At 63.3% G+C, this 11,502-nt stretch carries 12 protein-coding genes; all 12 read right to left on the bottom strand.

Features of this window, described 5'->3' with window-relative positions; all coding sequences use genetic code 11:
* Positions 1–81: 81 nt before the first annotated feature.
* Entirely contained in the window at positions 82–840 is a 759-nt protein-coding gene (locus tag V6M39_RS05460; RefSeq protein WP_332642728.1) for a hypothetical protein, read from the bottom strand.
* Position 841: 1 nt separating this feature from the next.
* Positions 842–1,348 (bottom strand): hypothetical protein, encoded by a 507-nt coding sequence (locus V6M39_RS05455; protein ID WP_332642727.1) that lies wholly within the window; start codon positions 1,346–1,348, stop codon positions 842–844.
* The gene (locus V6M39_RS05450; protein ID WP_332642726.1) at positions 1,345–2,475 is read right to left on the bottom strand and encodes an MCE family protein; all 1,131 of its coding nucleotides are present in this window, start codon (positions 2,473–2,475) and stop codon (positions 1,345–1,347) included. Before V6M39_RS05450 ends, V6M39_RS05455 begins: the two co-directional genes overlap by 4 nt.
* The gene (locus tag V6M39_RS05445; RefSeq protein ID WP_332642725.1) at positions 2,475–3,764 is read right to left on the bottom strand and encodes an MCE family protein; all 1,290 of its coding nucleotides are present in this window, start codon (positions 3,762–3,764) and stop codon (positions 2,475–2,477) included. The genes V6M39_RS05450 and V6M39_RS05445 overlap by 1 nt, the downstream gene beginning before the upstream one ends.
* Entirely contained in the window at positions 3,764–4,924 is a 1,161-nt protein-coding gene (locus V6M39_RS05440; RefSeq protein WP_332642723.1) for an MCE family protein, read from the bottom strand. The genes V6M39_RS05445 and V6M39_RS05440 overlap by 1 nt, the downstream gene beginning before the upstream one ends.
* Positions 4,925–4,953: 29 nt before the next feature.
* Positions 4,954–5,937, bottom strand: coding sequence for an MCE family protein (locus V6M39_RS05435; protein ID WP_332642722.1), 984 nt, complete (start codon positions 5,935–5,937; stop codon positions 4,954–4,956).
* Positions 5,937–7,004, bottom strand: coding sequence for an MCE family protein (locus tag V6M39_RS05430; protein ID WP_332642721.1), 1,068 nt, complete (start codon positions 7,002–7,004; stop codon positions 5,937–5,939). The genes V6M39_RS05435 and V6M39_RS05430 overlap by 1 nt, the downstream gene beginning before the upstream one ends.
* A gap of 81 nt (positions 7,005–7,085) precedes the next feature.
* A complete protein-coding gene (locus tag V6M39_RS05425; RefSeq protein ID WP_332642720.1) occupies positions 7,086–8,231 on the bottom strand; it encodes an MCE family protein in 1,146 nt (381 codons plus the stop codon).
* Positions 8,232–8,235: 4 nt separating this feature from the next.
* Entirely contained in the window at positions 8,236–9,075 is an 840-nt protein-coding gene (locus tag V6M39_RS05420) for an MlaE family ABC transporter permease (protein WP_332642719.1), read from the bottom strand.
* On the bottom strand, positions 9,075–9,866 hold the full coding sequence (locus V6M39_RS05415) for an MlaE family ABC transporter permease (RefSeq protein ID WP_332642718.1): 792 nt from the start codon (positions 9,864–9,866) through the stop codon (positions 9,075–9,077). The genes V6M39_RS05420 and V6M39_RS05415 overlap by 1 nt, the downstream gene beginning before the upstream one ends.
* Positions 9,867–10,016: 150 nt before the next feature.
* Positions 10,017–11,069 (bottom strand): ferredoxin--NADP reductase, encoded by a 1,053-nt coding sequence (locus tag V6M39_RS05410; RefSeq protein ID WP_332642717.1) that lies wholly within the window; start codon positions 11,067–11,069, stop codon positions 10,017–10,019.
* Entirely contained in the window at positions 11,062–11,361 is a 300-nt protein-coding gene (locus V6M39_RS05405) for a hypothetical protein (RefSeq protein WP_332642716.1), read from the bottom strand. The genes V6M39_RS05410 and V6M39_RS05405 overlap by 8 nt, the downstream gene beginning before the upstream one ends.
* Positions 11,362–11,502: the final 141 nt, after the last annotated feature.

Genomic DNA, 11,502 nt, shown 5'->3' with positions numbered 1-11,502 from the left:
ACACATCGAAGTCGACTTCGACCTTTGCCATCGTGAATCCGCTCCTCGCTTCAGGACGGTAGAACTAGAACGTGTTCTATTCTATCCCAGCGCCGTGAGTTTGGATATGGCCCAGTCGCCATCGCCGCGCGTCAGGGTGACGACGAGGCTGTTCTGACTGGCCTGCTGCTTGGCGGACTTCCCGACACCGGCGGTCGTGGTCTGGTTGAGGAACACCAGGACCTTGGCCTTGTGCTCGGTCGCGCTGATGATCGACGAGGCAACTGCGGTCGCCTGCAGCACGATCTTGTTCTTCTCGGTATTGGCTCTGACCTGCGACATCGTCGAGTCATACTCCTTGCGGAACGACTTCGTCATACGCGCGCGGGCTGTCTCCAAGTCGTTGTCGAACGTCTTGTAGTCGTACGACAGGGTGCGCGTGGCCAGGTCGGCTCCTGCGATCAGCACCTCCGTACGGGCGTCGTCACCGACCAGAAGTCCGCTGGGCGTCGTGCTGGCAGAACCTTGCTCGGCCTGCCACCACAGCGTGCCGACGCCAGCGGCGGCGAGCGCCACGAGTGTCGCCAGCACGAGAGTCAGGTTCTTGAACAGTGGGGCAAGTCGTTCTGCCGCCGTCGGGCGATCGGCCTTGAGATCGTGGACGACCTCGGTGGCTACGGCCTTCGTGACCGGCACCTTCTTGGTGGCCACCTTCTTCGCCGGTGCAGGAGGTGAAGGCTCTGTCTCGGGCTCGGGAACCGGGGTCACTTCTGACTGGCAGAAGCGGCACTTGATCGCGGACGCCTTGATGGTCTCCGCGCAAAAGGGACATACGCGCTCGTCGCGCTTCAGCTTTGCCATCTCAACCCACGAACTCGAGCTGGGAGACGAGCCAACGGTTGTCCACCTTGGCCATGGTCAGCTTCATGCGCCAGGATCGGTCCTCGACCTTGCCCTTGGTGCCCTTGTTCTGGACCTTGCTGCTGGCCGCCACGAACACGGAAGCCGAGTCGCCGTCCACGTCACCGAGACCGATCTGGTCGACGCGTCCCTTGGAGATCGACTCCTGGGTGACCGCCGCTTCCTTCAATGACTTCAAGGACGCCTGGTACTGCTTCTTGAACTCACCGGTTGCCCCGTCGAGGACCCGCTTGGTCAACTGGTCCATCTTCTTGTGGTCGACAGCGAGGAAGGCCAAAGTCTCCGAGCGGGCTGCACGAGTGACATCGGCGTACTGCTCGGCTCGAGCCTCGGCCGGAGTATTGCCCGGGGCGGCTGCACTGCCGCGCACGGCAAACAGGACCAGCCATGCAACGAGAACAGCGAGTGCGACTAGAAGTACGGCGTTCGTGGTGGAGATTCGTTTCACTGGTTCTTCCAGTCGAAGAGCGGTGGCGCGTACTTCGTGCCGCGCATGTTGATCGGCGGGTCTGAAGCGCAGTTTGCTTCATAGTACGGAGGCACAAAACCTTCCTCCGAAGGCGGACGCCACTGCCCTGGCGGAAGATAGCCCTCCGTGCAGGCCGCGGGTTCCTGGTTGAGGTTGAGGTTCACCCGACCAAACTTCTGGCCGTCGGTCTGCGAGCCGTCGGTCAGGGCGGACGGTCCGGAAGAGATGAGGCGGGGGAACGTCACGAGGAGCTGTTCAAGCGCCGGCAGACGCGCGTCGAGGACCTCGGTGACGCTGATCAGCGGCTTGAGCAGCGGCGGAAGAGACTTGCGGAGCGTGCGGACCAAGGCCGTGACCTCGTCCACCGAAGGGCCTGCCCGGTCGAGGATTGCCCGAACGTCCTTGTCCGACGCTGCCAGGGTGTCGGTGACGTCCGCCAAGTCCTTGGCGAACGACCGAATGTTGTCGGAGCTGTCCCTCTGCGTCTCGAGAACCGTCTTGGCATCGTCCAGCAGGGCGAGAGTCTGAGGCTCGTTCTCCACCGCTGCATCGATGAACGCCTGTCCGCTGTCAACCATGGACCGAAGCGGATTGGCGTTGTCACGGAACATCGTGCCCAGCTCGGTGACTACCGTGTTGAGCTCGCCAACGTTCACACTCGAGACGAAGGCGTCGAGGTCCTGCAACAACACGTCCTCACCGAGCGGAAGGCTCTCGGCCGTGCCGCGCACCGTGTCGCCATCCTTGAGCAGCGGGCCGTTCTTGGTGGTCGGCTCGAACGAGATGTACTGCTCGCCGACGACACTGAGGTTGTGGACGAAGACCGGCGAATCCGCCGGGATCTTGGCGTCCTCGTCGAGAGCCAGGTCGACCCGCAGGCCGTCACCCTGGACCTCCATCTTGGCGACCTTGCCGATCCTGACGCCGCGATAGCTTGCCTCGCTGCCTTCATAGAGACCGCCCGAACCAGGGAGCAGCACGTGCACGGTGTAGCCGCGCCCGAGTGCTTGGTCGATGAAGCCGAGGTAGTTGGCTCCGACGTACAGGATGCTCGTCACGCTCAGCACGACGAAGGCAACGAGTCTGACCTTGATTCCACGCCTCATCAGCCACCTCCTCCCAGCAGTCCGCCGACAAGCTCCACGAGCCCGTTGGATCCGGTGTCAGCATTGGATTCAGCGTCGTCATCGCCCGACTTGCCCGTCAGCAGCTTGTTGAGAAGCGTGTCGGGTTGGCCGTTCTCTGCCAACGAAACAGGATCGGCTGCCTCACACAGCGGAAGCAGGGGAAGCAATCCACAGAGCGGGTCGAAGACTCCACTGGCCAAGCTACAAATGGGTGCCGTCGGAAGCCCGCGGCACAGCGTCACGACTTCGTCGAGTGTGGTCGGCAGCAAGCCACCCTCGCTGACGGGGGTGAGCTTGATCTGCATCGAGAACACGACGTTGGCGAAGTCACCCTTGATCACGTCGGCTGCATCGATCGGGAACGGGTAGCTCGACGCCGTGACCAGGCCCGGGACCAGCGATTTGCCGGTGTCGGACAGGTTGCGAAGCACGGGCTCGAGGTGGCGGAGCTCCGCGATCAGGTCGTCCTTGGTCTCGTTGACCACTCGAGTGCCGACCACGCCGAGCTTGTCGAGCTCGGCAAGCATGCCGACCAGCTGGTCGTGCTGGTCCCGCAGGACGTCAATGGCCGGGCCCGCCGCATCGATGGCCTTGCCGATCGTTTCCTTCTCGTTGACCAGCGTCTGGCTCAAGCCGTTGATCGACTCAAGCGCGTTGATGATGTCGCCCTTCTGGGAGTCGAGCGTGCCGACCAGAGTGTTGACCTGGCTGAGCACGTCGCGCATCTCGTCGGTTCGCCCGTCCATCATCGCGTTGAGCTCACGGGTGATGGTCTGGAGCTGACCGAGACCACCACCGGTCAGCACGAAGGAGAGCGCGCCGAGAACTTCCTCGACCTCCGGGTTGCGACCGGTCCGATCCATCGGGATCACGTCGTTGGGTCCCAACTTGCCGGTGCCGGCAGGCTTGCCGTCGGCTCCGACGGGGGCCGAGAGCTCGACATACTTCTCGCCGAGCAGGCTCGTCTGCCGGATCTCGGCGACCGCATTGTCGGGCAGGACGACATCGTTGCGGACCAGCATCTTCACTCGGGCATTCCAGCCCGACCGCACGATCTCCTCCACCTGTCCCACTGGGACGTCGCCGACCATGACGGCCGAACGGGGTACGACGTTGAGCGCGTCGGCGAACTCCGCGCTGATCAGGAAGCCGTTGTCCTTGCTGACCTTGTTGCCCGGCAGGGGCAGGTCATAGATGCCGTTGAACGTGCAGCTGCTCAGCGCGAACGCAAGGAACGCTGCCACGACCAGGCGTAACCGGCGAGACATCATGATCCACCCCCGAGCAACGACATCAGGTCGGGCTTGCCGCCCTCGGATGCGGGCGTCGGAGGACTCACGATGTCGGGTGTGGTCGCCGCTTCGGCACTCGGCGGCGCGGCGCCGCCCGACATGGCGGGCAGAAGTGGAGTGAAGAGCGTCTCGATCAGGTCGCACACCACATCCATGCCGGGAGCGCCGGTGTTGGTCAGGGTCTCGCAAAGGAACTGATCGGGCCGGAACTGGATGCCCGGTTGGACTTGCACTCGGGAGCCGTAGGTGCCGGTGACCGGCTCGAACGCGAGAGCGAGGTTGCTCATCGCGAGCGAACCCTTCTGGACCACGATGCCCACAGAATCCTTCTGGTTGTCGACCCGTTGCAGAAGGCTGGCCAACAAGTCGATGTCCTTGCCGAGGGTCGCGCGGTTCTCCTTGATGAATCCCCTGACGGATCCCAGCACGTCGGCGAGCGACTCGAGCACTGCCTCCAGCTCATCCCGTTCTCCCGCAAACTGCTCGGAGACGCCAGCCAGCTGGGTCAGGAACTCCTCGACCGTCGCGTCATTGGTCGCCAACGTGTCGGTGATCTCGGCGAGCGAACGTACGTTCTCGAACAGCGGCCCGCGGTTGTCCGCGAAGACCTCAGCAGCCTTCGACAAGTTGCGAATCGTCTTGGAGCCGAGGGCTCCATTGCCCTCGAGCGCCGTCGCGCCTGCCGTGAGCAGGTTGTCGAGCGCTCCCTTGGTCGTACCGGACTGCGGGCCAAGCGTCACTGCGAGGTCGTCCAACGACTTGAACATGCGATCGAGCTCGATGGGGGTCTGGGTGCGGGCCAACGGGATGTCGCCGTCGTCCTTCATTGCCGCGCCTTTGCTGTAGGCGGGGTAGACCTGGACGTAGCGGTCGGCCACCAGGGTCGGCGTGATCACCGCCGCCTCGGCATCAGCCGGAATCTTGTAGTCGCTGTCGTATGTCATCTCGACACGGACGCTGTTGCCCTCGGGCACGACGGCCGTCACTTCGCCGACGCGTACGCCCATGACCCGCAGGTGGGTGCCCGGGTAAACGCCCACGGCACGGTCGAAGTGAGCCGTGACCGTGCGTGACCCTTCACCCGGGAAGATCAGGAAGGCGAGCAGCAGCAGGCCGACGGGTAGGGCCGCCAGCACCAGCTGAGTCCTTCTGCTCCAGCTCGACATCATCCACCCCCGGGCTTGGTGGTCGTGAACTCGCCGGCGAACACACCCGCGATGTTGGGGACATAGGCGTCGAACCACGGCCCGGAGCCAACGATGTTGCCCAGAATGTTGACGTACGGCCCGTAGTTCTTGAGAAGCGTCTCGATCTTGTCCTCACGGGCATGCAGGAAGAGCAGCACGTTCTCGAGCTTGTCGAGAGTGGGCTTGAGCTGCTCGCGGTTGTCCTTGACGACTCCGTCGAGCTCTCTTGCCAGCGCGTTGGCGTTGACGAGGAGCTCGTGGACAGCCTGCTTGCGGTTCTGCAGCTCCTGGAAGATGAGGTCGGCCTGCTTCATCAGGGTCACGAGGTCGCCCTTGCGCTCGGCAAGCAGCTCGGTGACGTTGCGTGAGCGGGCAAGGAGCTTCTCGATGTCCTCGTCGCGGGTCGCGATGGTGGACGACAGGCGTGACAGTCCGCTGAAGCTCGACTGGACCTCGGGAGCCGCTTCGTCGATGACTTCGGCGAGCGTGTTGAGCGCCGTAGTGAGGTTTTCCTTGTTGGTCTGCTCGGTCTGCGTGGTCAGCTGACCGAGCGTGCTGACGATGTCGACCGTGACGTCGGTGCGCGAGATCGGGATCGTGGCGCCCGCGGGAAGCTGTCCGCTGCCTTCGGGCGTGATGTTGAGGAACTTCTCACCCAGCAAGCTCTTGACCTCGACGCTGGCCCGCGTCGAGCGGCCCAGCTTGGCGTCCTTGACGTCGAAGTCGGCGATGACCTTCTCGGTGCCGATGTTCAGCTTGCTGACACGACCGACTCGTACGCCGGCGACTTGGACCTCAGCGCCGGTACGAAGACCGCTCGCATCGCTGAGCTCGGCGTGGAACGTCGTGCCCTTGAACCACGGAAGCTTCTGGAGGTTGAACGAGGCAACCATCACGAGCAGCAGCACCGCGATCGAGACGGCGCCGAGTCGCAGGACTTGTGAATCACTTCTACGCGCCATCAGTTGCACCTCTCGGCCTGGCTGTAGATCGTGAGGTCGGAGATCTGCTGGCGTACGGCGTCAGGCAGCGCGTCCATGATGACGCTGGGGAGCACGATGCCGAAGTGGAACTCGCAGAGGTAGTAGTTGTACCAAGAGCCATAGACACCGATCCGCGTCTGCTTGGTCAGCATGTCGGGCAGCTTGTTGAGGGTCTCTTCGAGGTAGGCCTTGTTCTCGGGCTTGGCCAGCAGGGTGAACAGGCGGCGCAGCTGGGCGACGTCTTCCTTGATCAGTGGTCGGGCCTGCGTCAGCAGGTCAGCGACCGTCTCGGTGAGATCGGCGATGTTGGTCAGCGACGAGCCGATGACCAAGCGATCCTTGGCGAGGTCGCCGAACCATGACTTCATGCTGACGATCAGCTCGTCCAGCTCCTGGTGGTGGTCGTCGACCGTCTTCATCAGGGAGCTCAGGTTGGTGATCACGTCACCGATCAGCTGGTCACGGTCGGCGAGCGTGCTGGTCAGCGAGGCCGTGTTGGAGAGCAGCTCCTGGATCGTTCCGCCCTCACCCTGGAGCACCTTGATGAGATTGAGCGACAGCTTGTTGACATCTGCTGGGTTGAGCGCCTGGAACAGCGGCTGGAATCCCTGGAACAGCTCAGTCAGGTTGAGCGCCGGGGTGGTCTTGTCGAGCGGCAGCGTCGACTTGGGAGCGAGGCGCGGCGACCCGGCTTTGCCCTCCGACAGCGACATGTAGCGATCGCCAATGAGGTTGAGGAACCGGATGCTCGCGCGGGAGTCCGTGGTGAGGGGCACCCCGTCCTTGACCTTGAACGTCACCATCGCGCGGTTGCGCTTGTGGATCTCGACGTTCTTGACCTTGCCGACGACGACACCGGCAATGCGCACGTCGTCACCCTTGGTCAGCTCCGACGCCGTCGTGAACTCGGCTTTGTACTCCGTCTGCGAGCCGAGACCGAAGCCACCCATGATGGCGATCAACAAGCCGGTGGTCATGAGTGACACCACCGTGAAGATGGTGAGCTTGACCGCCGCAACGCGGAAGGCCTTGTCGCGGCTACTCATCCGGGGTCCCCGGGAAAGCGCGAGCGGACTGCGGGTCTCCCCAACGGGTCCACAGGCGGAGCGAGTGGTTTTCTGGGGTGGTCATTTGATACCGCCATCAGGATTGTCCTTGTCGGACCCGTCCTTGAGAGGCTGGAACGTTGCCGGGTTCTTGTAGTCGGCCGGCAGGCCGAGGCACCACGGTCCGTGGCCGACCTCACCGAACTCCGCAGTGTCAGCCGCGGTGTAGGCGGTCCGCTGCGGGGCGCCGAGCTCGAGAGTCTGGTGAATGAGGTTGTTCTGGAAGACGTTCACGGTGTTCTCTCGTTGGAGAACGATGCCCTCGAGCAGGCAGGGCAGCTCGGGCGAGTAGGTGTCGAGAAGCGCGAGCAGCGGCCTGCCTGACCGCACCTGGTCGATCAGGAGCTGCTCGTTCTCCGACAGGGTGACTCGGGTGACGCGTGCTAGCCCGGTGATGCTGCCGAGTGCACGGTTCAGCGAGTCGCTCTTGGCAGAGAGCGTCCTCGCCGTGACCGTCGCATTGTCGAGCAGCCGGATCAGGTCAGGGGCAGCGAGGTCGTAGGTCTTGGCCACGTCGGCGAGGAGAGACAGGTCCGTCTTCAATGTCGGCAGCTTGACGTTGAGTCGCTTGAGGTAGGAGTTCAACGACTCGAAGGTGTCGCCGAGCTGTTCGCCCTTGCCCTCGAGTGCGTGGGCGAGGGCATAGAGCGTGGAGTTGATGTCTGCCGGCTTGATCGAGCGGAGCAGCGGGAACAGGTTGGCCATGATGCTCTGCAGCTCGACGTTCGTCGTCACCCTGCTGGCCGGGATGACCGTGCCGTCCTTCAGCTTGGCCGCGCCGGCGACCGTTCCGCCCTCAGGCGGCACCAACTGGACATACTTTCGGCCGAACAGGGTCGTCGGCATGATCTCGACCGTGACGTCCTCTGAGATGTTGCGGGCAGCCTCGGGTCGCAGATGCAAGGTGATCTTGGCCTGCTTGCCTGTGCTCTCAATCCTCTGGATGTGGCCCACGAGAGCGCCGTGCATACGTACGTCGCCGAACTTCGCGAGCTGAAGACCCGTGCGCTCGGCCATCACCGTCACTTCGGTGGTCTTGGTGAACTGCTTGTTGTAGAGCGCGATGCACAGCCAGATCATCAGGGCAACCGTCAGCATGAACGCGACGCCAGCAACGGCGAGGCGTCGACGCTCACCAGGGGTGTCGTGGATCAGGTTGGCCAGCATCAGATCACCCCGTGATCCGCACTGTGGTCGTCGAGCCCCAGATGGCGAAGCTCAGGAAGAAGTTGGCGACGATGACTGTCACGATCGACGAACGGATCGCCTTGCCGACGGCCAGACCCACTCCTGCAGGTCCGCCCGATGCCGTGTAGCCGTGATAGCAGTGGATCAGGATGATCAGCACGGCCAGGACGATCAGCTTCCCGAAGGACCAGAGGATGTCGATCGGTGGCAGGAACTGTCTGAAGTAGTGGTCATAGGTGCCGACGGACTCTCCGTAGATCATCGTCGTGATCAGGCGTGGTGAGAGGTATGACGCCAGCAGCGCGACGGTGTAGAGCGGGATGACCGCGATGAAACCGGCGATCATCCGGGTAGTCACCAGGAACGGCAGCGACTGCACGCCCATGACCTCGAGCGCGTCGATCTCCTCGGAGATGCGCATCGAGCCGAGCCGAGCTGTGTAGCCGCAGCCGACGGTTGCTGCCAGGGCGATCGAGGACACCAGCGGTGCGACCTCGCGGGTGTTGAAGTAGGCAGAGATGAAGGCGGTGAACTTGGCGACGCCGATCTGGCTCAGCGAGGCATAGCCCTGCAGGCCGACCTCGGTGCCGGCGAAGAAGGCGAGGAAGGCGATGACGCCGACCGTGCCCGCGATGACCGAGAGTGCACCAACGCCGAACACGACCTCGGCGAGGGTCTTCCAGACTTCCTTGCGGTAGTCGCGGAGCACCTTGGGGATGTAGCCGAGGCACTTGGCATAGAAGAGCAGCTGGTCGCCCATGCTCTCAAGGCGAGAGCGCTGCGACTTGGCGAAGGTTGAGCCGAGCTCGGTGAGTGTGCTCATCACAGGCCTGCCTGCGGGACGAACTGGAAGTAGAGCGCCGTGATGATCGAGTTGATCAGGAACAGCAGCATGAAGGAGAGGATGACCGACTCGTTGACCGCTCGACCCACGCCGGCGGGACCGCCACCGGCGTTGAGTCCCTTGTAGGCGCCGACGATCGCGGCCATGAAGCCGAAGATCGCGGCCTTGATCATCGCGACCCAGATGTCGGTCAGCGTGGCGAGCGAGGTGAACGAGGCGAGGAATGCGCCCGCAGATCCGCCCTGCACGATGACGGTGAAGTAGTAGCCACCGGCGATTCCGGCGACGATGACGATGCCGATCATGAGCACCGAAACGATCAGCGTTGCTGCAGCACGGGGCACGACCAGTCGGTGGACCGGATCGATGCCCAAAGTCTCCATCGCATCGATCTCTTCGCGCATTTTGCGCGCACCCATGTCAGCGCAGATCGCTGACCCCGCCGCGCCGGCGATGATCAGCGCTGCAGCGATCGGTGCAGCTTCTCGTACGGTCGCCAACACCGCCGTTGCTCCGGCAAACGACTCTGCGCCGAGCTGCCCTGTGAGGTTGCCGACCTGGAGCGCGATGACCGCACCGAACGGGATCGAGACGAGGATCGTGGGCATCATCGTGACGCTGGCGACGAACCATGCCTGCTCGACGAACTCACGGAACTGGAACCGGGTGGTGAACGTCAGCTTGATGACGTCCCAGGCGAGAGCAAAGACGTGGCCGGGGCCCCGAAGGACCATGGCGGGATTCATGCCCATGTGCCCTCCTGTAGCCATGCACTCTGTTTCACCAAAAAGTGGGAGGGACAGCTCTGACGACAGAGAAGAATTCTCATTCGCACTCCCAAGCGATGTCAGAACAGTAACGACGCAGTGTGATCCGCGTTACGCCTTTGGCGCCCACCCTCAGGCGAATATCAGGATGGATCACGAGTAGGTCACGCGTACTTTTTCGGTGATGGCATCGCTCTGGCAGGCAAGACGGATGCCTTCGGCGAGGTCTTCCTCGTCCAGAACATCGTTGTTGCGCATCGACACATCACCCTCGAGCAGACGTACGGCGCAGGCGGAGCACTCGCCCTCACGGCACGAGTAGGGCGCCTTCACGCCCTTGCTCTCGAGGTGCTCGAGAAGTGTGGTTCCGGGCTTCCAGTCGTCGAAGTCGAACTCCTCGCCATCGAGGTCGACCTGCAGGCGAACCGGAGGTCCCGAGGGAGCCGGGGATGCAGCGTCTTCGGCGGGGGCTTCAACCGTCTGGACGTCGAACGGGTTGCCGCCGAGCGAGACGAACTTCTCCTGATGGCGACGCTCCCGCGGAAACTCCAGCTCCTTGAGCGCAGACGTCGCTGCCTTCATGAACGGTGCCGGGCCGCATACGAAGGCCTCGCGATCGAGGTACTGCGAGGCGAACGCCTTCAGCTGCTCCTGCGTGGGCAGGCCTTGTACGGACTCAAGCCAGTGCACGACCTGAAGGCGTTCGGGTTGTGCGGCCGACAGCTCGGCAAGGGAGGCGTGGAAGATGACCGACTTCTCGTCGCGATTGGCGTAGAACAGAACGATCTTGTTGACGCCTTCGGCAAGGGCCGCGCGGATGATCGACATGACGGGCGTGATGCCGCTGCCGCCGGCGAACAGCAGCAGGTCGACGTCGAGGTCCTTTGGGGTGAAGATGCCGCTCGGCGGAAGCACGCGCAGCTTGTCACCAGCCTTGAGGTGCTCACAGATCCAACCCGAGGCGTAGCCGTCGAGGGTCTTCTTGACCGTGATCGTCAGCGGGCCGTCATCGCCTGGCGTCGACGAGAGGGAGTAGCTGCGGGCGACGAGACCAGTCCGGTCGCTCGGAACAGCGACAGTCAGGAACTGGCCGGGTGCGTACTTGAACTCATCGCGGTGCTCGCCGGGATCGAGGACGACGGACCGGGCATCGCCGGTCTCCTCGATGACCTCAAGGACCTCAAGCTCGTATGAAGGATCAGTCATCGGCTGTACCGACCGAGACTGCGCCATCGCGCACGGCTTCCTCGATCGACTTGTTCAGTCGCGGGCAGCCGGCATACACCGGTCGTCCACCCTCCTGCTGATTCATCTTGGCGAAGGTCGTGCAGTCCGAGACGGCTTCCAGGGTCCACTGGATGGACGTGTGGTGCTCGCTGTTCTTGCGCACGAGCACGCGCGCCTTGCAGTCCATGCATGGGAGCTCCTGCAGGTTGCTCTGGGTGTAGAGCGCCCTGTCTTCAAACGTCTCGGCGAGCGAGGGGACGATATAGGCCATCAGGCATCAGCCTTCTCGGCCTCGCGGTCCTCGGCCTCCTTGCGTGCAAGATTCTCAGCGACCTCTGCCCGCCAGTTCTCGTTGGCCTTGGTCGTGTCGACCTCGAACTCGAAGCGCTCGACCATCTCAGGCACGACGTCA

Origin of the sequence: Aeromicrobium sp. (genome assembly GCF_036675695.1) — a bacterium.
Classification (GTDB): Bacteria; Actinomycetota; Actinomycetes; order Propionibacteriales; family Nocardioidaceae; genus Aeromicrobium.
Note: the sequence above shows the minus strand (reverse complement) of the source record. Positions and strands in the feature narration are given on the sequence as shown.

Coding starts and splice junctions, on each gene's coding strand:
- V6M39_RS05435 (WP_332642722.1), bottom strand. CDS start 5,937: ATGGCGCGTAGAAGTGATTCACAAGTCCTGCGACTCGGCGCCGTCTCG.
- V6M39_RS05430 (WP_332642721.1), bottom strand. CDS start 7,004: ATGAGTAGCCGCGACAAGGCCTTCCGCGTTGCGGCGGTCAAGCTCACC.
- V6M39_RS05420 (WP_332642719.1), bottom strand. CDS start 9,075: ATGAGCACACTCACCGAGCTCGGCTCAACCTTCGCCAAGTCGCAGCGC.
- V6M39_RS05405 (WP_332642716.1), bottom strand. CDS start 11,361: ATGGCCTATATCGTCCCCTCGCTCGCCGAGACGTTTGAAGACAGGGCG.
- V6M39_RS05445 (WP_332642725.1), bottom strand. CDS start 3,764: ATGTCTCGCCGGTTACGCCTGGTCGTGGCAGCGTTCCTTGCGTTCGCG.
- V6M39_RS05450 (WP_332642726.1), bottom strand. CDS start 2,475: ATGAGGCGTGGAATCAAGGTCAGACTCGTTGCCTTCGTCGTGCTGAGC.
- V6M39_RS05410 (WP_332642717.1), bottom strand. CDS start 11,069: ATGACTGATCCTTCATACGAGCTTGAGGTCCTTGAGGTCATCGAGGAG.
- V6M39_RS05415 (WP_332642718.1), bottom strand. CDS start 9,866: ATGGCTACAGGAGGGCACATGGGCATGAATCCCGCCATGGTCCTTCGG.
- V6M39_RS05460 (WP_332642728.1), bottom strand. CDS start 840: ATGGCAAAGCTGAAGCGCGACGAGCGCGTATGTCCCTTTTGCGCGGAG.
- V6M39_RS05425 (WP_332642720.1), bottom strand. CDS start 8,231: ATGCTGGCCAACCTGATCCACGACACCCCTGGTGAGCGTCGACGCCTC.